The 26,055-nt window shown below is 41.1% G+C and carries 28 protein-coding genes; 14 read left to right on the forward strand and 14 right to left on the reverse strand.

The genetic code is table 11. From position 1 onward, the window contains the following. Positions 1-445, reverse strand: a 445-nt coding sequence (locus tag J7K41_00250; protein MCD6549132.1) for a hypothetical protein, incomplete at its 3' end; no start/stop codon positions are given. 101 nt (positions 446-546) lie between these two features. After that, positions 547-1,293, reverse strand: coding sequence for a class I SAM-dependent methyltransferase (locus J7K41_00255; GenBank protein ID MCD6549133.1), 747 nt, complete (start codon positions 1,291-1,293; stop codon positions 547-549). A 289-nt stretch (positions 1,294-1,582) separates the two neighbouring features. Between J7K41_00255 and pyrH the strand changes: the two genes are divergently transcribed. Then, positions 1,583-2,299 (forward strand): UMP kinase, encoded by a 717-nt coding sequence (pyrH, locus tag J7K41_00260; GenBank protein MCD6549134.1) that lies wholly within the window; start codon positions 1,583-1,585, stop codon positions 2,297-2,299. Positions 2,300-2,335: 36 nt separating this feature from the next. Here pyrH and J7K41_00265 read toward each other — a convergent pair whose 3' ends face one another. After that, positions 2,336-2,884 (reverse strand): Hsp20/alpha crystallin family protein, encoded by a 549-nt coding sequence (locus J7K41_00265; protein MCD6549135.1) that lies wholly within the window; start codon positions 2,882-2,884, stop codon positions 2,336-2,338. Between the two features lie 78 nt (positions 2,885-2,962). Here J7K41_00265 and smc point away from each other — a divergent pair, with 78 nt between their 5' ends. After that, positions 2,963-6,385 carry a chromosome segregation protein SMC gene (smc, locus tag J7K41_00270; protein MCD6549136.1) on the forward strand — a complete coding sequence of 1,141 codons (3,423 nt, stop codon included), beginning with the start codon at positions 2,963-2,965 and terminating at the stop codon, positions 6,383-6,385. Between the two features lie 77 nt (positions 6,386-6,462). On the opposite strand, the gene J7K41_00275 is transcribed toward smc, so the two are convergent. The 4 genes from J7K41_00275 to J7K41_00290 all read right to left on the reverse strand — a co-directional run bounded on the left by J7K41_00275 (position 6,463) and on the right by J7K41_00290 (position 9,705). Beyond that, on the reverse strand, positions 6,463-7,611 hold the full coding sequence (locus J7K41_00275; protein ID MCD6549137.1) for a hypothetical protein: 1,149 nt from the start codon (positions 7,609-7,611) through the stop codon (positions 6,463-6,465). Between the two features lie 153 nt (positions 7,612-7,764). Continuing rightward, positions 7,765-8,400: a hypothetical protein gene (locus J7K41_00280; protein ID MCD6549138.1), complete on the reverse strand. Its 636-nt coding sequence runs from the start codon at positions 8,398-8,400 to the stop codon at positions 7,765-7,767. A 15-nt stretch (positions 8,401-8,415) separates the two neighbouring features. Then, on the reverse strand, positions 8,416-9,102 hold the full coding sequence (locus J7K41_00285) for a hypothetical protein (GenBank protein MCD6549139.1): 687 nt from the start codon (positions 9,100-9,102) through the stop codon (positions 8,416-8,418). 39 nt (positions 9,103-9,141) lie between these two features. Then, positions 9,142-9,705 (reverse strand): hypothetical protein, encoded by a 564-nt coding sequence (locus J7K41_00290; GenBank protein MCD6549140.1) that lies wholly within the window; start codon positions 9,703-9,705, stop codon positions 9,142-9,144. A gap of 335 nt (positions 9,706-10,040) precedes the next feature. On the opposite strand from J7K41_00290, the gene J7K41_00295 reads away from it, so the two are divergent. From J7K41_00295 to J7K41_00305, 3 genes are all read left to right on the forward strand, one after another. Further along, positions 10,041-10,481, forward strand: coding sequence for a hypothetical protein (locus tag J7K41_00295; GenBank protein MCD6549141.1), 441 nt, complete (start codon positions 10,041-10,043; stop codon positions 10,479-10,481). A 142-nt stretch (positions 10,482-10,623) separates the two neighbouring features. Beyond that, positions 10,624-11,460, forward strand: coding sequence for a hypothetical protein (locus J7K41_00300; GenBank protein ID MCD6549142.1), 837 nt, complete (start codon positions 10,624-10,626; stop codon positions 11,458-11,460). A 130-nt stretch (positions 11,461-11,590) separates the two neighbouring features. Further along, positions 11,591-12,046, forward strand: a complete 456-nt coding sequence (locus J7K41_00305; GenBank protein MCD6549143.1) for a hypothetical protein — start codon at positions 11,591-11,593, stop codon at positions 12,044-12,046. Positions 12,047-12,064: 18 nt separating this feature from the next. On the opposite strand, the gene J7K41_00310 is transcribed toward J7K41_00305, so the two are convergent. After that, positions 12,065-12,733, reverse strand: coding sequence for an SdpI family protein (locus J7K41_00310; GenBank protein ID MCD6549144.1), 669 nt, complete (start codon positions 12,731-12,733; stop codon positions 12,065-12,067). Positions 12,734-12,829: 96 nt separating this feature from the next. Here J7K41_00310 and J7K41_00315 point away from each other — a divergent pair, with 96 nt between their 5' ends. Continuing rightward, a complete protein-coding gene (locus tag J7K41_00315) occupies positions 12,830-13,420 on the forward strand; it encodes a hypothetical protein (GenBank protein ID MCD6549145.1) in 591 nt (196 codons plus the stop codon). On the opposite strand, the gene J7K41_00320 is transcribed toward J7K41_00315, so the two are convergent. Further along, positions 13,394-14,476: a hypothetical protein gene (locus J7K41_00320; protein MCD6549146.1), complete on the reverse strand. Its 1,083-nt coding sequence runs from the start codon at positions 14,474-14,476 to the stop codon at positions 13,394-13,396. The two genes, J7K41_00315 and J7K41_00320, sit on opposite strands and share 27 nt — an antisense overlap. Before the next feature lie 172 nt (positions 14,477-14,648). Here J7K41_00320 and J7K41_00325 point away from each other — a divergent pair, with 172 nt between their 5' ends. Beyond that, the gene (locus J7K41_00325) at positions 14,649-14,984 is read left to right on the forward strand and encodes a hypothetical protein (GenBank protein ID MCD6549147.1); all 336 of its coding nucleotides are present in this window, start codon (positions 14,649-14,651) and stop codon (positions 14,982-14,984) included. A 15-nt stretch (positions 14,985-14,999) separates the two neighbouring features. Continuing rightward, the gene (locus tag J7K41_00330) at positions 15,000-15,983 is read left to right on the forward strand and encodes a hypothetical protein (GenBank protein MCD6549148.1); all 984 of its coding nucleotides are present in this window, start codon (positions 15,000-15,002) and stop codon (positions 15,981-15,983) included. Between the two features lie 16 nt (positions 15,984-15,999). Here the strand turns inward: J7K41_00330 and J7K41_00335 are convergent, their stop codons facing one another. Next, positions 16,000-16,311, reverse strand: a complete 312-nt coding sequence (locus J7K41_00335) for a hypothetical protein (protein ID MCD6549149.1) — start codon at positions 16,309-16,311, stop codon at positions 16,000-16,002. Positions 16,312-16,386: 75 nt separating this feature from the next. Between J7K41_00335 and J7K41_00340 the strand changes: the two genes are divergently transcribed. Genes J7K41_00340 through J7K41_00350 form a run of 3 tightly spaced genes read left to right on the forward strand, consistent with a single transcriptional unit; the run spans position 16,387 to position 18,433 of the window. Then, on the forward strand, positions 16,387-16,845 hold the full coding sequence (locus J7K41_00340; protein ID MCD6549150.1) for a hypothetical protein: 459 nt from the start codon (positions 16,387-16,389) through the stop codon (positions 16,843-16,845). A 34-nt stretch (positions 16,846-16,879) separates the two neighbouring features. Next, entirely contained in the window at positions 16,880-17,362 is a 483-nt protein-coding gene (locus tag J7K41_00345) for a TIGR00270 family protein (GenBank protein ID MCD6549151.1), read from the forward strand. A gap of 24 nt (positions 17,363-17,386) precedes the next feature. Further along, on the forward strand, positions 17,387-18,433 hold the full coding sequence (locus J7K41_00350; protein ID MCD6549152.1) for a flap endonuclease-1: 1,047 nt from the start codon (positions 17,387-17,389) through the stop codon (positions 18,431-18,433). A 12-nt stretch (positions 18,434-18,445) separates the two neighbouring features. On the opposite strand, the gene J7K41_00355 is transcribed toward J7K41_00350, so the two are convergent. Together J7K41_00355 and J7K41_00360 are read right to left on the reverse strand one after the other, a co-directional pair. Further along, positions 18,446-19,558: a hypothetical protein gene (locus tag J7K41_00355; GenBank protein ID MCD6549153.1), complete on the reverse strand. Its 1,113-nt coding sequence runs from the start codon at positions 19,556-19,558 to the stop codon at positions 18,446-18,448. A gap of 150 nt (positions 19,559-19,708) precedes the next feature. Next, on the reverse strand, positions 19,709-21,070 hold the full coding sequence (locus tag J7K41_00360; GenBank protein MCD6549154.1) for a hypothetical protein: 1,362 nt from the start codon (positions 21,068-21,070) through the stop codon (positions 19,709-19,711). Between the two features lie 249 nt (positions 21,071-21,319). Here J7K41_00360 and J7K41_00365 point away from each other — a divergent pair, with 249 nt between their 5' ends. Both J7K41_00365 and J7K41_00370 read left to right on the forward strand, forming a co-directional pair. Then, entirely contained in the window at positions 21,320-21,730 is a 411-nt protein-coding gene (locus J7K41_00365) for a 30S ribosomal protein S6e (GenBank protein ID MCD6549155.1), read from the forward strand. A gap of 37 nt (positions 21,731-21,767) precedes the next feature. Continuing rightward, entirely contained in the window at positions 21,768-22,967 is a 1,200-nt protein-coding gene (locus J7K41_00370; GenBank protein MCD6549156.1) for a translation initiation factor IF-2 subunit gamma, read from the forward strand. Positions 22,968-23,188: 221 nt separating this feature from the next. On the opposite strand, the gene J7K41_00375 is transcribed toward J7K41_00370, so the two are convergent. Further along, positions 23,189-23,695: an NUDIX hydrolase gene (locus tag J7K41_00375; GenBank protein ID MCD6549157.1), complete on the reverse strand. Its 507-nt coding sequence runs from the start codon at positions 23,693-23,695 to the stop codon at positions 23,189-23,191. A 117-nt stretch (positions 23,696-23,812) separates the two neighbouring features. Between J7K41_00375 and J7K41_00380 the strand changes: the two genes are divergently transcribed. Further along, entirely contained in the window at positions 23,813-24,628 is an 816-nt protein-coding gene (locus J7K41_00380) for a hypothetical protein (GenBank protein ID MCD6549158.1), read from the forward strand. A 34-nt stretch (positions 24,629-24,662) separates the two neighbouring features. On the opposite strand, the gene J7K41_00385 is transcribed toward J7K41_00380, so the two are convergent. Then, on the reverse strand, positions 24,663-26,055 hold a 1,393-nt coding region (locus J7K41_00385; GenBank protein ID MCD6549159.1), incomplete at its 5' end, for a hypothetical protein.

Consider the following 26,055-nt stretch of genomic DNA (forward strand, 5'->3'; position numbering starts at 1 on the left):
ACATCCACTCGGCTTTATCGAGGTCTCCGGAGATCAGCGCATCGAGCATTTCACGACGTAGTTCACCGACCGTATCAGCTAACCCGTTCATGTAAGCCGGGTAACTCACTTCCAATTCGTCCGGTAACGGAAGAGGTCCTCCGGTTACTAGCGAGAGAAGTACTGATGCCTCGGTGTATTCCTGTTCCACAGAAGAAAGATACTTCTCCATAAACATGCAATCGTACTGTTTGATCCGTTGCAACCCTCTCCTCACATCCTCTATACGTACTTTAGCCAACGCGTATCTTCGATTATGGATAAGGTTGATCGCTTTGGCACATTTCCTTGTCAGGTCGCGGGTCTTGGACAAAATTTTAGACAGTCTATCATCGGTCTTCTTCAACGCATCTACAGTCGGTTTCAAAATCTTACGGATGGAACGGTCACACTTGCCACGTCTCATGGCTAAATTTTGATAGCTAAGTTTATATAGATTTACTGCAGCAACTGAAGCGGTTAGAATTTCCGGTTTGGTGAAATGCCGAATAAATCCTTACTTCAGATTTATTTTTTACGTAAAAGAACAATGTTGTTCATATTGCCTTTTTTCAACCTTTTAAATTTGAAACGTTCAAACCAACCAAGAAATTCAAACTTATTGTTCAGTTTAACTAGAGTTAAAAATTCTTGAGGGCAGACATGTTTCACGGTTCTTTTTTCAACGAATTTAAGTTTTTTACCATGGTCGTTAACTTCTAGAATGATATTTTCTTCAGAAGTTTGAGAGATCGGATCCTTTGGTATCACCTTATATGTTGTTTTAACTTTAATTCCATCTTTTTTCATGAGCCAACGTTGAGGCTTAAAATTTAACCAATCCAGTTCCATATTCTCAATTAAATAGAGACCACCTCTTTTAAGGGAGTTAGAAACACAATTCAAATGTCTCAGGAGTTCTTCATTATTTTTGAACTTAAAAGAACCCATCATTATGAAAGCAAAATCAACTTTGTTTTTCAATTTAAAATTTATCATATCTGCTTTAATAGTTTCTATTTCTACCCCTTCTTCCTTTGCTCTTTGCTTTAGATAATCCAACATTTGTGAACTTATATCTAGACCAACTGCTTTATAACCTCTTTTTGCCAACTCTCTTAACTGTAGACTAGGCCCGCAGGCGATATCCAAAACTGTTTTCACTTTTACTTTACTATATTTTCTAATGAACTTTTCGAACAAATCCACTTGTTTTTTCACATCAACAAAATTAAACGCAATTTCATAGTAAAGTGGTTGATTATATATTGTCATTGGTTGGACTATTCTTTTGGCATTTATAAACTTTACTAATTAACATTAATTCGTGCTTGTTGCAGATGTGGACAGGTTCCTGCCTCCAGTCATTTTCTACACATGTCTGACCCAAAGGTTTACTTCTGAGATGGAAAATTTAAAATTCCCCTCAACTTTGAGGACCATTATAAAGAGAATTTGTGAAAGTATGTATGCTGATCGCCTTTTTAATTATTCGTTATCTGCTTGTCGCAGTTTTCGGCTTGATTTTGCATAGATTTAAAACGTTTCTATACTAAACTATACCATGGAACCAGCTATCATATCATTAGGGGGAAGCGTGCTGTTCCCCGGGAAGGGAAGAGGCAGATGTTTCAATCCGATAGCGATAGACGAAGATTTGCTTTTCAGGTTTGGAGACCTGTTGAAGAAGATACCTATTCAATTGGGAATAGTGGTGGGCGGTGGCGCACCTGCACGAGAGTACATCTCGATAGCAAAACGGATTACCGATAATCCTAAAGACCTTGACAGGGTAGGTATTGAAGCGACCATTACAAACGCGCAGTTGGTTGCTGTTGCTCTTAATAAATATGAACTCGATGTTAATGATGAGATCCCCAGGTCGATAGAGGAAGCGGTTCAAATGTTTGGAGTACACAAGTGCGTTGTAATGGGAGGAACAGAACCAGGTCAAACCACCGATGCCGTTGCCGTAAAACTTGCTGTCGCTTCCGGAATAGGTAAAGTCATAAACATCAGCAGGGCAGATGCCATATATTCGGAAGATCCGACCAAGAACCCGAATGCTAAACGGTTTAGAAAGATGAACTACAAAATGTTGGAGGATGTCATCCTGAAATCAACATACCGGCCGGGGCAGAAGTTAGTATTCGATCAGTTGGCAACAACCCTTGCAAGGGCGCACAACATCGAGCTCCACTTTGTCGGAACAGTTGACGACCTCGAAAAGGCGCTTCTTGGTAAAAGACACAACGGAACTGTTGTAAAAGAAAACATCTGAGGAAAAGAACAGAAAAATATTTTTACAGAAAAGTTTTCATTCTATCGTAAGTTTTCTTGGTTTGCCTGTCTCATCATCTTTTAAAATGTTAAACTCCAATGTAAGCACGCCGTTTTTATAGGTTGCTTTACCCGAAGAAGGGTCTATCCTCTTCGGAAGTCTGAGACGTTTGTAGTACCTGTACTTTGAACCGGTGTTTGTTTTTATCGTGACGTACATCTCTGTTGCACGGACATCGATATCCTTCTTATCCACACCCGGCACCTCCGCTATTATCGAGATCTTATTATCCTTTGTTTCGAAGATATCGATAAGCGGTTCGCGTTCGTTATTAACCTGAGCATACTCGCGCTTCCTCCTGGGACGAACGTTACCGAACTCGTGGATCCTCGGTGTACCGTCTGGACCGATACTGACAGAAAACCCATAAACTTTAGAGAATGGTTTGTTCATACGTCTTTTGACATCTTCATCAATCATAAACATGTCATCATCGAAAAGATCCTCCAACATACTCTTCATAAGTTTACGGATTCTACGGAATTCACGTTCCAATTCATCCTCAAAATCGTCATCGTGCTTCATACAATACCACCCCCTATGCAAACCAGATTATGTTCTATTACAAAAATTTTTAAATAGTTTTAAATTTAAACTTTTATGATGAATCCTTTGAAAACAAAATCTGCAGAACTAAGCATACAGAACCGCAGGACACGACTAAAACTGCTCAAAATCAATGGGTTCAAATCGTTTAAACATGCTGAAATCCAACTTTCTCACGGGTTCATTACGATAGCGGGGGCCAACGGAAGTGGTAAATCCAACATAGCGGATTCTATACGGTTCGTTACCGGCGAAACAAGTTTGAAATCGTTGCGTGCAAGACGTTCTTCCGACCTAGTAAACCACGATTCGAAGGAGGCCTCTGTAACCCTCGTTTTTTCCGCGGAGAACAAAAATTTTGAAATAAAAAGAATGATCAAACCAGACGGCAAGAATGAATATCGGATTAACGGAAAAAAGGTAACAAGGTCTGCATACCTAGACCTGTTACATAAATACGGTTTGTCGGTAGGGTTTCATAACGTAATTGCTCAGGGGCAGGTAGAAAGGATCATCGAAATGTCTCCAAAGGAGAGGAGAACCATCGTGGACAACGTAGCAGGGATAGCAGAATATGAAGAAAAAAAGGCAGAGGCATTTAAAGAACTGGAAAAGGTCGAGGCAAAGATCAACGACGCGTTCATCGTTTTAAAGGAAAGGGAAGGGTTCATTGAAACGTTGGAGCAGGAGAAAAAGGATGCGTTAAGATATCTCGAAGCCAAAGAGATGTATCAAAGGGCGCGTGCCACGCTTCTTTATAACGAATTGAAAAAAGTCGATAGAAACTATAACAGAATTGTAAAGAGGATCGAAGAGTTCAAAAAAACTTCAGAGGAACTGGAAGAGGAACTGGAAGTACTGAATGAACATATCGAAAAGTTGAGCGATGAAAAACAGAAGGTCACTAAACAGATAAACGAATCGGGAAGAAAAAACGAACTTGCCGCAGAACTGGAAAATCTAAAACTGGAAAAACAAAAGGTAGATGTAGAACTAGAGCGCTTCAGAGAGGACGCTGCGACGGTGCGAAAAAAGATTGACTCCCTGACAGACGAACGCGACAGATTGACTAAAGAACTTGACGAATTAGAAAACAAGATAGACGTAGCCCATCTGGAAATAGATAAGATTGATAAAAATCTTCCGAAGATGCAGATCGACGAAAACGATATCGAAACTGTTCAGAAGAACATCGAAAAGCTAACAGATAAAATCGTCAGTATTAAAGAGAAGGTCGGACGTGTTGATGTGCGACTCGAGAATATCGATGAACTTATTAAGCTTAGACGGTCGGAACTTGAAAAACGCACGGATAAAGATATTGCTTCTTTAAAATCTGAAAAGGAAGAATTGGAGAGAGACATCCGTGAACTACAAAACGAGATAGACGAACTCTTCCAACAAGAAAAAGAGATAAACAAAAAACTTCCCGAATTAGACAAAAAACTGTTATCGTTAAAAGAAAAAGCGGCCGAACTCAGACCTTTTGTCAAAGGGTTGGGTGCTTCACCGGTGACAACGTTTATCCGGGAACTCATCGCCCAAGGTAAAATAAAAGGCTTGTACGGTCTCGTTGAGGATGTAATATCTTTTGATGACGAATATGCGGATGCGGTTGTTTCTGCAGCAGGCAGTAGGTTACAGTATGTGATCGTAGAGGATGTTGATACAGCCACAAAAGTAATCGAACTCCTTAAAAAGAACAAAATCGGAAGAACAACGTTTATACCTCTAACCAGAAAGGTACGCGGCGAAACGATCCCACAAGAAGTTAAGAGACATGACGGATTCGTAAGTGCGTTGATAGAACAGGTCCGATTTGATCCGAAATTCTATCCAGCATTGGAATACGTATTCGGTTCGACCATAATCGTGAAAGATACGGAATCAGCCAAACAGTTGGGGTTGGGTAAATATAGAATGGTTACGATGGATGGAATCGTTTTCGAAAGGTCTGGCGTACTTGTCGGTGGTGCAAACGTTTCTGCTGCTTCCATAACTGCAAGGAGGCGTCTAGAATCCACCGAAAGGATGATAGAAGAAGTAACCAACCATCGTAAGACATTGTACTCGCAACTTGAAGCACTGAGAAGTAGCATAACCTCACTAAGAAAGAAAAGGACGATGAAAGAATTGAAACTTAAAGAGATCGAGACAGAACTAAAACATTATTCTTCAATGATGCAACAGGAGGAAGAAAGACGAATTAAGACAGAAAACATGATTAAAAAACTCGAGAACGAAAAAAAAGAACTGACTAAACAGAAAGCGGAATTGTTAAGTCGGTTGAAAGATTTAGAAAACGAAAAACAGGAGATGCAAACAGCACTGGAAGAGGCTAAGAAAAGGGTTAATGATGTAAGAGAAAGGCGTGAAAAGGAATTCAAAGAACTGCTGGACAGAAAAAGTAAATTGATGGGTCAGCTTGAGTCCTACAAAAAGGAATACGAACTTAAGAAGAACAGGTTGAATGAGGTAAAAACAGAGATAAAACAATCGACCGAGACGCTCAGGATGTGCAAAGTAAAGATTGAAGAGTTGAGTAGAAAACAGTCAAAACTTTCTGATGCTATCCATGAGGTCGAAAACGAATTATCGTCAATGGATGAAGAACTGAAAGGACTGTGGGATGAACTCAATAAGTTGAACGAACAGATTGGGGAAGCCTCGTTACAGAAAGGTAAACTTCAGCAGGAGCTGGACAAACTCAAAGATAAAATTAAAGACCTGGAGATCGAGAAAGCGACCGAATCAACCCGGTTAGCAGATTTAAAAGCAGAATTTGAAGCATACCGAGAGGTCCCCTTGATAGAAGCAGACGAGAAGAAGTTGAAGGAACTGCTGACGGTCAACGAAAAGATATTGAAAGAACTGGAAGGCAATGTAAACCTTAAAGCACCGGAGATGTACGACAAGAAAAAGCAGGAACTTGACGAAATCAAAGAAAAGATCAAAACACTGCAAAACGAGAAAGATTCGGTAGTAATGATGATCAATGAGATAGAATCTAAAAAAAGAAGGATATTCATGGAAGTGTTTACTAAGGTTAATGAAAATTTCAAAAAACTGTTTAAGTACATATTCGAAGGAGAAGGGACGTTGGTCTTATCAAAACCTTCGGACCCGTTGAACAGTGCGTTGCACATACGTGTGAGAAGCGGTAATCGGGAAAAGTATCTGGAAGCAATGTCCGGCGGTGAAAAGTCTTTACTTGCGTTGATATTCCTGTTCTCTCTCCAGATGACCAATCCTTCACCGTTCTATATTCTTGACGAGGCAGAAGCCGCCCTTGACAAAGAGAACAGTAAGAAAATGGCTGAACTGATCAGGAACATGTCAAAGAATTCACAATTCATAGTGATCACTCACAACGACGAAGTGTTGCGTGTGGCGGATGTGGCATTCGGGGTCTCCAGAACACAAAAAGGGTCTGTGGTTGTTGGGATCCAACTCAATACGATTAAAGAGAAGGGTTCATAAACGAATTCTGATTATAAACAACTTCTGACAATATATAGCTTAAATGATGATATAGCTTGAAGCGGAACAATACGGTCTTATAATCCTAAGGATTTAGCGATGTGTTTGGCATTCTCAAGTAATACCTGTTCCTTATAGTTGAGCGAGTTTGCCAATGTTTTAACCATATTGAGGTTCTGTACTAAGTTATCTGTAAACATGGAGGAAGAATTGTCTACGGGTAGTTCATCGTAAGGGTATGCCTCAATTATGTGCTTTATGTCCTCGGGTGTTATCTGAAGATACATGGCTATCCTCTTTACAAACGGATTGTTGATATCGACTCTTTCTGTAGGTAGTTTGTACGCGTATAGGATCCCTCTTACCTTGTGGTATACGTTTAACAGCACCGCTACCAATTCTGATCGAAGGACATTGTATCGGTCGGTTTTACTTTCCTGTTGTTCCTCTTCGTCATCCTCTAACTCTATCTTTATCTCCGGTTCGGTATTCTCTACATTCACTGCCTCAGTACTGTCAAAAGTTTCATTATCCTCTAATTCAACTTCAAACTGTTGTGTGCCCTCTTCATCAAGACCAAAATCCTCTAATACACCTAAAGGGTCTAGAGAGTTGTCTGTAACTTCAAACCCTGCCTCCGGAAGAGTAGGTTTCTCAGAAGAGGTCTCTTCGTCCCCAACGTTATCTATGAGATCCGATTCAACATCCAGATCCAACTCAACATCCAAATCAAGGTCGATAGAAGGTTCATTATCTACGAGCACATCTGCATCAGTAAAACCTCCCGTCTTAACGTGGTACTGTTCGTTGGTTGAACAGGATTCGTTTTCAATCGCATTTTCAACCGATTCTATAGCAGCGTCAACAAACGTCAAACTGGTGTTATACTGTAATTCATCGATGATTCTGCACGCATGCAACAAACTTACATGAAGTGCCGGGTCATCTATCCTGAAACCGTTGTTCAATACTCTATCGATATTCTGTAACAAAATATCCCCGCCTTTCACATAGTTATGCATGATCCCCCGGAAAGTCTCTGCAACCACGCGCGCCTGGAACACCGGGTCGTCGGCTTTCGGATGTCCTTTGAATTTAAGGTACGCAACAACCTTATCGTCTAAAGAAGAGATTAACCTTTCAACTAACCTCGTGACACTCAACGCTGTTGCGTTGACGGATTCACCGTCCCTCCCCCAATTTTGTTTTAGATTATGTTTATTCATGATTAAATTATGGGCTTCAAAGTATAAAAATTTATCCCTTGATGTTACGACCTCATCCCTCATTCTCTCAAAGGCATTACGGCCGCGATCGAGAATAAATCCCAAAATTCATCTCAGGTGTTCACATCCGTGTAGGTGTCGAAAATCGTGACCTTATCTTTCGTTACGGAACTCGGTTTCGATCACTTTTCTTATTCTTCTTGCCTTTGTTTTACCTATCTTTTCAACCTCTTGCAACTCCTTCTCAGTGGCGTTTATGACGTTTTTAACAGAACCGAAATGTTCCAACAATCTGATAGCCGTAGTCGGTCCCACGCCTGGCAATGCTTCGATTATTGCGCGTTGTTCTTCAGATATGGTCAACACACGCCTATTACCCTTTACGTAAGGTAAACGTCTATTGATGAGTTGCTCATGACGAGCCAGAGCATAGATGAACTTTGCCGTCTCTTCCGCATCTTCGGTAAATACAATAGACAAACCGAACTCAGCAATCAACGATGCGCACGACCCCCAAAAAACGTTCCTCTCGAGTCGGTTTTCATTTATGCTCCCTTCAACAACGAAGACGACTTTATCGAAATAATCTTTCATGTTTTTGGCCTGCACGAAAACCCTTCCGTCTATGATAGAGTTCTCAAAATCTTTTCTGGTCTTGCGTTCTACAACAAGCCGTTCGGAAACAACAAAATCACCGACGGGTAATGTGCGGACTACAATATTAGCATCATATTCTTTCAGAAAATCAACGACCCTACTCTCGTGTACATCCGCATAGATGGTTATCATAGGAACACCGGACGTTCACCGTTTCCTTCTGTAATAATCAATGAGCCGTTCGATCTCCTTAAACCCGATGCTACATCCGGCAAACTTAATACGATAGAGGGCCGCTTGAAGAGCTTTCAACTCAATGTTCTGAAATCTATCGAACCATCCTCTCTCATAAGCCAGAGCGATCAATTCAGCGCTCCTAAACACATTGATCCCCCTAGTCATCTCGTGAAACCTATCAAGGTTCTTTTCGTTAACCGCTATGTGAACGTTCAGTTCGTTCTCGAGGTGCCTCTTTATCTCCATCGGTGCTTCTATCAACATCCGTGTTGTACGTTCATCCATGAGGAGATTGTTTATGTTGAGGTCGTTGGCTATGGCTATCATACCTGCTTCCCCTCTGTCAACAAGATGGATACTCTTACCGCGCGCATAAAATAGGTTATTTGTGATGTGAAGTATATCGTTGATTTCTTTATCCACATTCGACCCTACAACTTCGATAACACCGTCGTGATACGCGTCCAGTATCCGGATTGCGGACATTGCATACTCCTTTATATTGAGGGGATGTTCGATACATTCGTATCTGACAGATTCAGGGATAAGAAACCTGATTCCGTAACGATTATGCATCTCGTACAGTATATCAAGAAAACACGAGTCGGTCAACGCTATCAGCGAACTGGCATCACATATTATATCTTTACTTTTCATTCCATCCACCCTTAAAGCATCTGCCATTAAAGGTCATGATCAGTCAAGCATACGGCGAAGTTTATTCAATCTCATCTGCATAGTTATACCACTCTCAACCTTATCCGCCATCGTTGTTTTACCTACGTAGGAAAGTATCTTATGTTTGTCAACACGGGTTAGATCGGCCACACGGCTCAACGACAACCCTTTTGCGTACAATGTTGCAGCAATCTTGACCTTACCTCCTTCAACTAAACTGTTAACATACCTCTGGTCTTCAGCATCAAGAGAATTGACAAGTTCCAGAATCCTATCCAACCCTTTGGAAATCTTTTGATAATCATGACGGATTCCACCACGGATCACCTGGTTAAATGCGCTGTCTATACGGGATAGATACCTGCGTATGGACTCAGAGCGCCAATACCTTGGTTTTGTTACCAATTTAGTAAGCATATATGAAATCAATGCAAGACGGAATATGTGATAGTCAAACTCAATAACAAGTTCGTTCAGGCATTGATGATATACCTTCTTAAGCTTACGTGCATCCCTTTTTTTGTAGGCAGACCGAATCTTCTGTGCAAGTTCACTTATGAACCTATCTTTAGATACTGGCATGGTAGTAATGTTCCGGTAAAATTTAAATGCCTTTGCCAAAGACATCAGACCGCTGTGAGTGTGAATAAATGCCGTCAATCCATCTAATCCACAGTATATCTTTATTCGGAATGCATTTTAGTACATCCTAAGGTGGATAGAAACTGTCAAGAAAAACATACCTTGTGTATGCAAGTGGTGGAACAAGAAGGAAAAAATTACAATTTCCATCTCGATGGACCAAAACGTTTAAAAAACTATCATGATGATATCATGACTAGTTCGTGAGTGTATCACGAACATGATATGACAGGTCGTTACCTGAAGAGACCGACGGGGACCGACGGTGTTAATGGATGAATAATAGGAAACAAAGGGATTATAAATCTATCTACAGTTCGCTCAACCGCGAACTTCAGAAAGATCTAGAGGAAAACATGGAAAAATTCAGAGACCCTACGGTAATGGGAGAGATGGTTTATCTCCTACTCAGAGAAAGAGAAAACACAAACAGGATACTAAAGACAATATTGGAAAGGTTGGACAGAATAGAAAGGATGCTCAGCAGAGCAGAAATAGAAAGCGGGGATGAAACAATCGAAGGATTATTGCCGGAAATCGATGCTAAGATATTGGATTACATCAAGAAGAAAAAAATCGTCACGGCGACCGATGTCAAGAGGGAATTCGGATACAAGGGTACGAACGCTGCAAGTGCACGGTTGAACCGATTGTTCACAATGGGTTATCTGAAAAAGAAACAGGTAGGTAGAAAGGTGTACTATACAATAGCCTGAAGACATGAAAACATCATGCTCGCATCTGGCGAGGCGACCAAGGAGGGCGAGCTCCCACCCCCACACCTCCCACACCCTTTATTCACACTCTTATTCTCTCGCCCTCCCTTATCATATTAAGGTCAAAAGTAGGTGGTTGAAAATGCAGATGGTGATAACAAAAAACGATATTATTTCATACATAATCCTTAACCGAAGAAAAGGCGAGTTACGGTTTAAGAAGCAGTTTCTGCTTAGGAACGGAATAACACCTGAAGACTATGCTGTAAAGGCTTTAGCAGATGCGTTGACTGAAACAGAATCAGAACTAACGATCATAGAGAAGAAGATAGACATGGCCGGAATCGAGCCGATAGTACTGCATAAGAAAGAAATCGAAGAACTTAATACGATAATCAAAGAATACACAACCGAAGATATCATAACTGCCGCCAGAACAAAACAGGGCAAACTGTACGAACTGCTCAAGAGAAGGAGCGAGCTTTCAAAAGACAATCTCGAACGAAAAGAAGAGATAGCTCAACTTACACTTCTATTAACAACCATGCCGTTGGAAATAGCAGATAAGATTAAAACATTTGTGGAATCTGACGGTACGTCTTCCGATACGTTAGACCTTCACGGTGTTTCGGAGAATAAAATCGAAGACATAGTAAAACTTTTAAACAGATTAGGGATAGGAGTGCGCCGAAAAGATGATGACCGGTTCGTGCTTATTAAAGATGAAAATGCTGCAGAACGAGAAGTTGCCAGATTCATTAATGGAAGAAAGGTTTGGATAGATGCCGGTTCTGCAGACGAACTTGACAGACTGAACAGGGAAATAGAATCCGTGACCAACAGGATTCAGGCATTCACAATGAAAAAACAAATCAGGCCGTTGACCGAGGAAGAATTGGGAAATTTTGCAGAACTACAGAAGAGATATGTAGAATTAGTTACCAAGCGGGAAGAGCTTATAAAGACCAAAGCTGATTAAGGTCTTCCAAAATCTATGTGTGATCACTGAGACGCCCTTGGACTTTTCACGAGAGGGAGTGATATTGGGACAGTAGACCTCCTAAAAATCTACAAAAGATTTTTATATTAGATAGTCATTAAATTCTACTATGAAACACAAAATTGGAAAACACAAAATTAAAGAATCCGATAAAGAAGGCATATTTTCGAAAAGGATAGGTAACCGAACCTTCCGTGTAATGACACCTATGCTTGCACTTATGAACGGGTTCCTTGGCCAAAAAGATATACTTAATATTCCCCTGGGAGCTTTAGACCGACGGATAGCCAACACGGTCCTTCGTCTCAATGCACTGCCTTATGCCGAAACGATAGGTATACCGAAGATAGATAGCATAACGATCAAAGGGACAGGTTGGTTGGGTAAAGAGTTTCTGGACGATGTCGAAAATGTTGCAAAGGAATTTAAAGTAAAGGTTTTTCGTCATGGAGACGTCATTTCGTTAGAGATCGGCGGATACGGTGAACAGTTTTGGACAGTATTACGGGAGAAAGTGGTAACGCCAAGATACGAATATGAAAAAGGAGAAATAGATAGTTATTGAAAAAAGTTTGTATTCGATTCAGGTTTGTTCATGTTTTCTTTTATCTACTTCATTTCCGGTTTCTTTTTGGTATTCTGTATACGAATAGATGATCAGACCGATAGTTACTACAAATACTGGGAGAATAACAAAGATTATTGCATAATTCCGGAAGAATATTCCGATAGAAGCGAATATCCCTGCAATCTTAAACAACCTTCCAGCCATTCGGTGCGTCTTTTTCCACACTCTCTCGTTGGTCAGCGTCCAAGGAGTCCTTATTCCGATGAACCGGTTTCTCTCAACATTTTCGCATAAAATACCAACATAGAAAAACAATGCACCAAGACCTATCGGAACAGTTACATTGGGACTTATTTTGATGCCGAGGTTCCATAAGATCATCTGTATATGAATAAACAGCAGAAAAACGAAAAACAACACAATAAAACCATCGTAATAATTTTTGAACTTTTTTACGTTTGCTTTCATCGGGTCAATCCTGGGGATAACTATAAAAACTGACAAAAACCCAAAAAGGAGAAAAGGTATCAGGAACAATCCCCAGAATTTAGGTAGGTAACCGTCAACCTCTCCGCATGCGTTCCAGTGGGAAGCAAATTCTTCTGGCATGTAAGGAAAGAAGTAAACACTAATCAAGAAGGAAAAAATAACTATTCCTGAGGCGACCGTATATCCCCATCTCATACAGGTATCTTACATCAGATTCTTTTAAAATTTCGCCTTAAAATGTCTGTGATTTTGTAAAAAGGGTTAAATACAGGTGCGAGTAATTATCTATTTATGGAACATGTTGTTACCGCCATCAAAAAGAGCAAACGCGGTACCACATTAAAACGTACGTTAGTGTATTCTTTACACAACAGAGTGATCGAGGATATACTGGAGTCACGAAAACGTTACGGTAGCACTGCCAGATTGACCAACCTGTTAAAGAGTAGGTTTGACATTTACAAATTGTCTCCGGAAGAACTGGAAAGTTATGTGTCCGATAAAATACAGCTTCCTTTTGGAGAAGAAGCAGTTGATATACTGTTGTTAAACGGTTGCGTTCTTAAAATCGGTCAGGACGAATCTGAGTTTTTATCTGAGGAGATTATAAGGATAACCCATCCATATTCATACGTGATAATCGTTTCTTTGGACGAAAAATTTAATCATCTATATCCGAACATTTCCAATCTGAAAGCCGCTGAAGAACAGACCGAAGAAGCATTAAAATTCATAATAACTACAAACATGTCCTTCAAGTTTAACAACCAGTTGACCGAATATTACGATTCGCACTTACTCAGATACCTAGAGTTACGGTTCAATATCGGGGAAAACATGTGTTCGTCCCTTCCATCAATAATCCTGGCAAGGATATGGTAATCGAAAAGAATAACAGAATGTCTGTTGAGTCGTCCGACGTGTCACGTCCAAAACGTTAGGCACGGTAGGTATATTGGAGGTTAGGTTATCGGTTAAGTTACTGACTACCTTCTTCTCCAACTCTGTTTGTAACTTATCAACCTCATCCAAAGTATGATGTATCTCGTCTGTCAGATTTGCGGGCACGGGCGGATTCACTTTCACCGCGACTACTTCTGGAAATACTGTTGCAGTTAATACCGAAAAAAGGATAATCAAAGATAACATATTAACCGATAGAAATGTGATCTTTGGGATGTTGTACTTCCTACCGAACAACAGAAGGTACAGAGAAAATATGCCTACCGCAGATCCGGAGACCGCAGAGACCAAGATAGGATACGCCGTAAGGTTCATAAGCGGGATCAAAAATACACCTGTTATGAAGAGGATAAACAAACTGATGAAAATTCTTGCATCGATAAATCTTTCAAAAGGTATAATCCTAATTTTGTACAGATAGTGTAGATAAGAGTAGATGAAAGAATATCCAAAGAACATGGGAAGAACAACGGCCGGAGGGAATCCATCAGTAATCAGATACCACAACAGATATTGGCTCACAAATTGGATGATTAATAGGAAGACGTCTCTAATACCTACAATTTTTACTAACGATCTGATGACGTTTATCAATATTAAAATCAGCAACAACACTCCCAATACCGGAGATAACAGGAACAAACCGATTCCAAAAAGGAAGGATACAACGGTTAACACAGTGTATTCTTTAAAAGAAAGTATTCCTCTTGCTAACAGTTTTTCTTTTCGATTGTCAGGGTCGGTAAGGTCCGTTTTTAAGTCAATCATATCATTGATGAAATATACTGAGAGGTATCCGAAAAAGAATAGAAAAAACTTCAATATGATGTTTTCAGACAGAGGCTGTTTCATCGAGATAACCAGCAGATATACAAACAACAAAAGGAGAATTTTACGGGATAATACAGGAATGAAAAAATCTGACATGAAGACACGCACTTTGTCGAATCCTTCACATGAAGTTTGAACCTGCATGTCCAACACCGCGAACCGACAATCTAATACACGTCCTTTCTTTCAGCACTGTAGAAAGTATCACGTATCGACGCTGGTAATGAATATGAATGAACCGAAATTCTCACAAAGGACATTATTTTTAGAAAACATTTTTAAATGTAACCATAAAAAGTGAATTAGGGTGACCGTAATGAGTAAAAAAACAAAAACAACTAAGGGTAAAAAGGTAAGCAAGAAATCGAAAGCCGGCTCAAAAAAAACCAAATCCAAAAAAACCGGTAAGAAGGCTAAAGAGAAAAGAAAACGCATCCGTCCCGAGATTAAAGAAAGTGTGACAGAGCTTAAGGAGAACCTGTATGCGCAACTGTCATCGGAAGAAGATAAGGAAGAAAAAGAATTACTCATCCTTCAGACGGTAAGCTATGAACTGGCTGCCATAAAGTTAGCTATCGAACAGCTTACGAAAAGGTTACAATCGCTTAATGAATCGATAGAGAAACTCCGGGAAGAGAAGACAAATGAATGATTAATCGTGGTCCGAATGAAGTTCAACAAAGATATGATTCTAGAAACCGACCAATTCAAGATAGGTATAGATGCACCTCTCGGAGATGTGTTGTATATCTCCCACGCTCATAGGGACCACGTTTTCGGAACAAAGAGAAGAAAAGGAGTGATAGCTTCGGAGGCTACCCTACATCTCGGTGGCATAGATGTATCAAAACGGCTTGATCACAGATCATTAGGGATAGAACTGGTCAATGCAGGCCATATTCTTGGTTCAACACAACTTGTTGTAGACACATACGATGGAAGGGTAGTTTACACGGGCGATTTTAAACTGAGAGACGGTCTTATAAAAGGAGCCGAAATTGTAGAATCAGACATCCTTGTTATAGAATCGACGTACGGTCATCCGAACCTAGTTTTCCCTGATCAAGAGTCGGTATGGGAAGAGATGATAGATTGGGTAAAAAACAACTATAATAAAGGGCACACGGTCCTGTTAGGTGGGTTCTCAGTGGGTAAAGCGCAGGAGATTATCGATGTACTGAACAGGGAAGGGATCGAACCGGTTGTACACGATGCGGTTGAAAAGTACTGTAAGATATACGATAGATTCGGTTTGCGCCTCAACAGGGTTCCTGTATCGAGCGAGGAAGGACGAGAGATAGTCAACGGATCGCATTTTATCGGAGTGGTGCCGCAGCATATATTGAAAAGGAGATTCTGTTACGAATTATCCTTTTATTACGGTAGAAAGGTCGTATGCGCTGCAGTTACAGGGCAATACCTATTCAGGTACATCGATGTAGATAAGGTCTTTCCGATCAGTGACCATGCAGATTTTAACGAACTCTTGGAATACGTACTTCACTCAGACCCGGAACAGATATACTGTATCCATGGGCACAGTAAGATATTGGCCAAAGAACTTGTAAAAAGAGGTTACAAAGCCGAACCTATACAGAGAGGTAAAACAAAACGCAAGGTCAGAACTTTGGTAACACAAAGGGCGCTTTGAAAACTAACCGAAGAGATTATTTTTCAGCAGTTTCCCACATATGCCTAAGTTTTGTGTAGGCCATTTCTGACAGCACTATTTCTTTGTCGAATCTGTTACCGAACATGTCGTAAACGACAAGACGTACTCTGACCCTTCCCAACGGACCGGTTCCGACACGTTCCAACGAAGTTATGTAAGAGTAAGGAGTCTTGAAACTATCTCCCCTGACATTTAAATAAAACCCTTTCTCGTAAAAGACCAATGACCCTTCCTCATCGATTACATTTGTATAGATAGGTACACGTTCGATCTTTCTGCCGAGTAGCATGTCCTCTTCCAAACCCATGTGTCACTTTAATGTACAAAACCAATTTAAAGGTTATCCTGTTGTATTTATTCAAAACTGTTACAGGTGACGGATATGAAAGGGCAGTCCGCATTGGAGTTTATCACAACCTATAGTTGGGCTATACTCGCCATAACGTTTGTTATAGCGGTGTTGTTTTTTACAGGGTACTTTTCGATGTCAAAGTTCTATCGTACAGAATGTGTAATACATCCGGATTTTCCATGCAGTAAACCGGTTGCATATTACGACGGTAGCACGGTCCATGTGAAAGCGAACATAACAAACGGAATACAGTATAACATAACAATCAATGAAATAATGATCAGCGATACAGAAAGAAATTCTGGTAGCGTGGGCGCGTTGCCCGTTACAATAAAACCCGGAGACTCGTTTATAATGGATGCGGAATTCGATGTAGGGAAAGGCTGGGAAAACACGGTCAAAAGGTTTTTTGTAGTGATTAACTATACCGACGAATTCGGAATAGACCATACCGCTGCAGGTAGGATCGTGACAAAGGTAGAACCATAGACACCGCGGTCTCTTTTGTCTGAAAGGTGGAAGTATGGAAGAAGAGTTGTGCGAGGTCTGCGGACGTCGTAAAGCCAGGTATGAGGCTGAGATTGCAGGTGCGGTGCTCCATGTCTGTGAACGATGTGCAAAATCTGGTAAGATCATCAGAAAATTGGACGAGTCACAACACGTACCTGTCTATCCAACACCCGCCAATCAGCACGCATCTCTTAAAGAAGACGAACCTGAAGAGGAACTTGTAGAGGATTACGATGTCAGAATAAGAAATGCTCTGAAAAAACTCCGTATAACCTATCACGTATTGGCTGAACGTTTGAACGAAAAGGAATCGTTCATCGAACGTATTGTAACGGGAAAAGCGGTGCCTAACGAGTCTTTGGGTCGACGGATCGAAAAGGAATTAAACATTAAACTTTACGAAAGAGAAGAATACGTACCTGTTGGACACAAGAAGAAGAAAGAAGAGATAACTCTTGGTGATATAATCGAGGTCAAAAGGAAGAATCGTAAGTAATGACAGATTGGTAGGGTGGATACGATGGGTGTAGATATTAAAAGCATAGTTCAGCCGAAAGAAGTATCGATTTCTGACCTCTCAGGTAAATCCTTGGCGTTCGATGCATTCAATATTATCTATCAATTCCTTTCATCCATACGTCAACCGGACGGTACACCGTTGATGGACGAAAACGGAAACATAACGTCCCATCTCTCGGGATTGTTCTACAGAAACATCAATTTTTTGGAAGCAGGTATAAAACCGATCTATGTGTTCGATGGCGAACCGCCCGAATTCAAAGTTGCAACGTTGGAAGACAGAACAAAAAGGAAAAAGGAGGCGGAACTGAAATATAAGGAAGCGTTGGAAAAGGGGTTGTTAAAGGAGGCAAGAAAATATTCGCAACAGTTGTCCGAACTGACCGAAGATATGATCGAAGAGAGTAAAAAGTTACTCAGAGCCATGGGTATACCTACCGTAGATGCGCCGAGCGAAGGCGAGGCGCAGGCGGCATGGATGTCGGCAAAAGGACTTGTATACGGCGTTGTTTCTCAAGATTTTGATTCTCTGTTGTTCGGGGCTAAACGACTCATCAGAAACCTATCGATAACCGGACGACGTAAACTCCCGGGACGGGAGGTCTATGTAAAGATACCTGTAGAACTTATTGAACTTGAGGAAACATTAGAAACACTGGGGATAACAAGGGAAAAGTTGATATGGATAGGTGTACTGGTGGGCACGGATTACAACAAAGGGGTCAAGGGAATCGGACCGAAGACGGCATTAAAACTCGTAAGAAAATACGATTCTTTAGACGGATTGTTGGAATTTGTAGAAAACAAGTACGGTTATGTTTTTCCCGAGGATGTGCAATCAATAATCGAATTTTTCAGGAAACCGAAGATAAAAGAGGACCTGCCGAACATCGAATTAAGACGTCCTGATGAAGCACGGATCAAAGAACTGTTGTGTGACGTCCATAACTTCTCCGAAACAAGGGTTGAAAACGCGTTGGAAAAGATGCACAGAATATACAACGAACGTTATCTGCAAAAAAGTATAAAGGATTTCTTTGGGACGTGATTGGAACGTAATTCATCCTCCGTCCGAAACTGTCATCTTGCTCTCCTCTTCACAGAACCGGGCGATGTATTCTGAACATATCTTATGGATCTCCACACTCTGATTATTGACCCTTAGAGCGAGTTCCACCGCCAAACGTTCCAATCTCTCCATCTCTGAACTCTCCTCGGACGGAAGGAGATGTCCTGTTTCGATGAGGTTGGCTGCCTCTTCGATGATCAGACCTACCTTCTCATAATCCTGTGCTTCAACAAGGTCTACGAATTCTTTCGGCGCGATCTCTCTAAGGTCTTCCAGATACTGATTGAAGGCTGCCTGCTGGACTAGACGGAGTTCTGCCAAAGACAGTATTTTCTTGGTATCTTCAATCTTTCTGTTGTCGATTTCTTCACGTTGCCGTTCGGCTATCTTCTGCACATCATCCTTTTTCCTTTCTATATGGTTATCCCATAACATGTTCAAGACCACTGCTAACCCACCAAATAAGATAGGCACCGAAGCGGAGAGGACCATGTGCACGGTATCCGCCGCCTTCTGAACAGACGTTATTAACGCGTTGAAAGATGCAACCACTGCAGCCGGAGCTATACCCAGGATCCCGGCAAGTTTAGGGATGGATAGAATATGCTTTTGCGACTCAAGATGTTTCACTCGTTGATCCCTTAATCCCATGACGAACTCTATGTCTTTGCTACTCCGTTTTTTGAGACCTGCCAAGTTCTCCCGCACCGACTCTGCAGTGGTGTATATGAATTCTAGATAGGATATGTCCTTCTCGATATTATCACAGATCTCTTTTCTCTCTTCATCGGTGAGGTCCGGCTCTTGGAGAATGAGTTCGTGCACGTCGTAAAGGTCCTGAATACGGTCTTTAAGCCACTGCTTGCACTCTTCGGCAGCCTGTTCACGCCATCTCTCTTCGGAACTGTTTTCATCGGTGATAAAACCCTTACCGATCACGTAGAAGATGTTCAGAGCCGTACCGAAGGATATAGGTGCTCGATGGACGAAGGTATGAACAGAAGGTGTCTTGACCTGAAAGGTGTTTCGTTTCTGGTTTATCCGTTCCATTACCGACGGGGGTATGAAACTGGTCCTCTTCACATCTTTTTTCTTTTGTTCCATCTACTCACCCAATTATATTATAGAAGTTGAGGTTTAAAAATATTGTGTTAATTAGTGTTTATTTTAAATTGTATATCCGGATTCCGCTACCTCAAGTTTGATTGTAGAACAGTGGACAGTGGAGGCGAAAACCTCACTTATTCTGCGTGGTTATTCATCTTGTTGCACGAGCCTGCTGATAAAACTCACACGTAATCCGCCCGGTGATCGAGAGAGAAATATCCGTGCACGAGAAGAATGCATAGCCAGGATCATCTGTTCAACAATGACGTTGTACTTCTTAAGCAGATCAACATCTTCCTTCAAAGCATGTTGCATCCTTCTAAAAAGCTCTTCTGAAACGGTTCCGTGAAACATAAAATTAAACGAAACAGCATTTGCAAATGAAAATTTTCGGACTCTCAACTCGATATTAGGCACCGTAGTACTTGATACAACCTTGTGGAGAAGAAGCACCATCGCCTGCTGTAGTTGTTTCCAGTCGGATTCCATAGGGTCATCGTATTCATAATCATCGATGATTAAAGTGGTTTTTGAGTGACCGAGCGCACTTTCCTTACTCACCCTACATCCGAGCATCTCTACGAAACGTCTTACTGTAAATGCACCTTCATCTGCCTTTGGCCGTGCGTTTCGATAGCGTGATAGCAGTTCATAACTCTTAATGGATTCCTCATCGATCATTTTTAAGAAGTTCTTTACACTCTCTAATTGGTTACAGAGGTCTTTGTCATCATCAGTTTTGATTTTCTCAAGAGTGTGTTCGGCCTTTCTAACTGCAGTACTTATTACGTTGAACGCGTTACCGAACCGATCATTGAACTCTGTACGGAACCTTCTGAATTCGACCACCGAGGTCAGTACACTCAACATTCCGTTCAGTACTTCATCCTCAACGATGCTATCATCAACGGGTAATGAATGTCCGTTGGACATCTTGTTATCAAGGATAAGGATACCCACAGGACCGTAGGAATCCCATAAAGGTATGGAAACAAAACTACGAATTCTGAAAGATGCATAAACTGCATCTGGGTTGACAAGAGGGTCATCGTATATGTCTTTCACATTTGCAATCGTATTATTCATCAAGGAATACCAGATAGGCCTTTTTTTAACAGATTTGGGTCGGGGAGCATATCTTGGGAAAAAGGTCGATGCATCATTTGTAACATAACTACCGAAGTATTCCAACCTCTCGTCCTGATGATTGTATTCCATGACCCACGCTCGTTTTATAGGGAGTGTGTTTACAAGATACCTCAATATTAAAAGAAGTTGATAACTGTAAGGTTTGTTAAGGATCGCTGCTCTCTGGACCTCAGAGATCACCTTCAGACAGTTGTACCGTGAAACGGTTTCGGATGCTGTCTTGATGTTCATAAAAAGTGATTCTCCCAATCGTTTGACGACAGACGGTCCGATGAATTTTCTGTGAATAATCTTTTCAACTGAATCAATACCATCAGAAGATTTGGTTTTACTCGACTTTCTAAAAACCACGGTCATCATGTCAAACCATCAATAATATTAATATCATAAAAAGTTTAAAAATATGTTCATTCCATTCATATACTTCTCGCCTTACCTTATCTCCCCACTTTGCGGATTGATCGATTTTATAAAGAATTATTCACAATCGCAAGCAACGACAGAGTTTTAATAAAGTTTATAAATGTAGTTATCGTATTTATAACTTCAGATTAGAATTCTTATACTGATGTTTATACTGCCATGTAGACAGTTCTACGGGAAGAGGTGATAGATGTGAAGGTAATAGTGAGCACAAAAAACGGTAAATCGTACGGTATCGATCTGCCCGCGGACAAAGAACCCCTGCTTTATCATAAGAAGATAGGTGATGATATAGAGGGCGACTTGATAGGTCTCCCAGGATATGTACTTAAAATAACCGGAGGTAGCGATATCAGCGGTTTTCCTATGAGGTATGACATTGAAGGTAACAGAAAAATAAAGATCTACACTTCTAAAGGTCCGGGATACAAACCTAAGAGAAAAGGCGAATTTGCGAAAAAAACAGTAAGGGGAAATGAAATAGATAACACCATAACAGAAGTGAATACAATCGTTGTCAAAGAGGGGACGGTCAAGATCGAAGAAATTCTAGGTAAAAAAGAGGGAGATAAAGAGGGAGATAAACAGAATGAATAAAAAGAAGTCTTCTTGATAAAAAGCAGTTTTTGGTGATATTTTGCAGGCGGAAGTCAACGTTGGATTGTTGGGTCATGTCGATCACGGCAAAACGTCTCTTGCTTATGCATTGAGTGGCGTGTGGACAGACACGTACAGCGAAGAGTTACGTAGGGGAATCAGTATCAGAATAGGATATGCAGATGTCAGCATATTCAAATGTCCGTCTTGTCATAGATATTCAACATCTAAAACATGTCCGTACTGTCATGCAAAAACCGAGTTCGTGAGGAAGATATCGCTTCTCGATGCACCTGGACATGAAACACTTATGGCTACCGCAATATCAGCATCCAGTATAATGGATGGTACAATTTTGGTCATAGCGGCAAACGAACCTTGTCCACAACCGCAAACTAAAGAACACCTGATGGTACTTGAAGCCATGGGGATTAAAAACATCGTGATAGTACAGACAAAGATAGACCTTGTAAAAAAAGAAGACGCTATCAAGAACTATGAGCAGATCACAGAGTTCTTAAGAAGTTTTGGTTATGAGAACGTGCCTATAATACCTGTGGCCGCTCATTTCAAGATAAACATAGATAAAGTACTGGAGGCGATAGAGAAACATATCCCGACACCTAAAAGAGATGAATCGCTGCCTTTTAAGATGTATGTTGCAAGATCTTTCGATGTTAACAGACCTGGTATGCCTATAGCCAAACTCTCTGGAGGGGTAATAGGCGGGTCCATAATCCAGGGGAAAATAAGTGTAGGTGATGAGATAGAAATCAGGCCCGGACTGCCTAAAAAAGGTAGCGAGATAGAAACAGAACCGATAATAACCACTGTCAAATCGTTGGCTGCAGGGTCAGAACAACTAAAGACGGCAAAACCTGGCGGTCTGATAGGAGTAGAAACACAGGTCGACCCGTATTGGACCAAAGGAGATCGTCTCATAGGAAGTATTGCGGGCAAGCCCGGCACGCTTCCCGAAGTAGTAGATTATATCAAGGTCAAATACGTGCTCTTCGATAGAACCGATTTTGAGAATAAACCGTTTACTCAAGGAGAACCTATCGTAGTAAGCATAGGAACGGCTACCGGTGTAGGGGTTGTTGCACAGCCGGGTAAAGATACGTTAGAGATAAAACTAAAACGTCCGATGTGCAAAGATAAGGATAGTCCGATAGCTATAAGTAGGAGAATCGGACAGAGATGGCGATTGGCAGGGCATGGCAGAATTATCGGATGAGGAGAACGGTGAACAATAGAATGGAAAAACAAGAACTCTGTTACATATGTGGTGCTCCTGCGGTTCTGAGATGTAGAATGTGCGGTCGCCCAGTATGTGAAAAACATCAAGTTAACGGTGTATGCATAATCTGCCTCAGGGGAAGGTTTATAGATGAGAAACTTTCCGGCAAATCGATCAGGTAGCAAAAATAAACCATCATACGAATAAGAGAGAGATGTTTACTTCTTTTTGTAATCGAAAAATCCCAACCTTGCCAACCATATGCGCCAAACAGGTTCGATGTTTAATCGAAAAAGTTCTGGTTTGCTAACCCAGCGCATGTTCTTTGCCTCGGTAGATGGACGGATCAATTTTCTTTCGGAATCATCTAACGGAATTTTATATTCAAACACGAACCACTCATGTCCTTTCACACCGTACACACAAGTGTTCCATGGGACGAACTCGTGAATCCGGAGAATAAGGTATTCTCGGTTTATGGTAATGCCGGTTTCTTCGAATACCTCACGAACAGCAGCCTCCTCAGGAGATTCACCTTCATCAACATGACCTGCAGGACACGCCCAGCCAAAGGGAGGGTTGGAACGGTTCATCATTAAGATCCTCCCCTCAGTATCACGGATAACAACACCTACCGACTGATGATTGATACCGTCGATGTATACCATTTTCGGCATCTTTACGGGATGATTCGTACCGACCGTCCTTTTCTTGAGACCTGACATAGTACATGTTGTTCTATAAAAGAATTTAAAAAGGAATGTTAAATATGTGTTAATAAATGGCGAAATGTTTTTAAAGGATTAATGTGTTAATATATCATAAATAGTGGGTGATGTCTTATGAGTTGGGCCCGTAAGTTTAAGAAAAAGGCTGCTGAAAAACGGAGAAAGATTGTTAAATGGGAAAGGAAACATTTAGGTGTCCTCGGTAAGGAAGTGCGTGTCAGTAAATCGTTAAGAAAAATGTTGGTCGGTGCTGTTCTGGTTTCAACGATGTATTCGAGCGGTTGTGCGGTCCCGTGCTACAATGTTCGGTTGGAAGATAATACTGGAGAGATGAGAACGTACTATATTGAGAACAGTAGATATCTCCCTATGATGGAGGTAAAAAGATACGGAAATAGGCATAAATCTCTATATACCTATGAATATCGGGCAACCGTCATGGATTCGATTATCACCGATTTCATAAACAGAAGTGATGGCGAATTCAGAGGAGATACGATATACGCGACCGTGTACAATGGCGAATCCGAAGTTTACAAAACAATGTTTGTCAGAGAAGGCAATCTGTGGATTAGAGAGAACGACCTACCGGCATCTCCGACGAAAAAACGTATTAAACGTGTACCGACACGGTTCAGTTTACACATACGCGGTGATATGGGTACCGATGTCGAAGTTCCTCTACGGATTCCGGTGGGTGGAATGGACCCGGGACACATGGCAATCAGATACGGAACGATTAAAGCGACGAGAATGATCTATGAGCTAAGCGAGGTTATTCCTGAAGATACATTGTACGTGATCATATTTGACAAGGAGGAGAATAAGAAGATATTCGAGGTACCGATAATCAAATCTGCATTAGTCGATTCCGTAAACTCATCAATAAAGAGCGCTCAAGAAACCGGAAGAACCAACGACGGACAGTAAGATCAACCTCTTTCTGAGGTTTTATTTTTGACCTTTATCTGCAGTTCCTAATCAGATAGATGTACTGCTTGACCCTCTCCTGAAGATAAACCAGTTCTTCGTCAGGAGAATCCTTATAATTGATACTGAGCGTGTTCCCGTTCTTATGTTCAAATAGGATCCCTTTTCTAACCAGAAAACTGATCGTCTCCTTAATTTTTGGTATTAGATCATCCTTACCGTCTCTCTTGAGGGCGCGTTTGGTGTTCTTGTACACAAGTTCTCTCGGTATATAACTATCATTGGTTGCCAGGTTGCCTTCTTTACGTCTTACCCCATAGGTGATAACATACTCTACAACTTCGTGCGAAATCTTACACTTTTCTAAATACTCTCTTGTATCGTCATCTACCTTAAACCTATCGTTTATTGGGTCTTCAGTAACGTACTCGTCAACACCGTTTCCGTTCTTTTCACCGTTGTACAACCTCTTCTTTTTCCTCTCCAATATGTTGAAGATATTCTCTCCTGCCGTTTCGGGAACATTATCTATATTATCCAACAACATCTCTTGATATCCGGTGATCAATTCCTCCAGATACTCATCGTCTTTACCACAATCACTTTCGGTAAACTTCTCGTAAACAACTAATGATGCTGCCAAGTTCATCTTAACTCTTAACCGTTCTTTTAGATAGTTCCTACGTTTCTCTCTGTCGGCTAACTCCTTCCGATACCGTCTCTTTATGTTATCCCACAACCTCTCCACATCAATCACATAATAGTTCCCATTGTCCTCATAATATTCATTATTCGCCAGATCCTCGATCATCTCAGAAAATAATAATAGACGTGATTTTGGATACTTGCTCCGTAGATATACCCAAGTGGCGAACACCCCTGTACGTATGGGCTCGGTGTATTCTGTTAGTTTATCACCTATGGATTCAAAACCGTATTGGAGTAGGATGAACACGTTAAGGTCGTCTTTTAATATATATTTCAAGAGTTCGGAAACCTTACTCTCCTTTGGCAGGTATATCTTAGGTGGGAAGTGTTCGTTCCCTTCTGCGACAAGATGAATTTTGTCAACCGGTGTGTACCGGCTCATCTTCTTCTCTGCAATAGATTGTAGGATCTCGTTCAAACCGTCTTCTGTCAACCTACGTTCTTCGATCAACGTTCTTTGATAGTCTGACAAATCTTCAACCTTTATCCCAAGGAGATTGAACGCTTCTTCAGGAGGGAGACGTACCTCAGCACGGTCAACCTGTTGGAGGTGTTCTTTTGCTAGGGTTCGTAATGTTTTCCGGTATAGGGATGAATAGTACTCGTCTATTACTCGTTTAGATATGAATAGATCGCTAACTTTCTTAGGTCTTTTACCCGTAACCTCTTTAACCAACTTTGTCAACCCGTCTATAGACCTAAGAGCGTGGTGAACCACC

Source organism: Candidatus Micrarchaeota archaeon, assembly GCA_021163225.1.
Taxonomy (GTDB): domain Archaea; phylum Micrarchaeota; class Micrarchaeia; order Anstonellales; family JAGGXE01; genus JAGGXE01.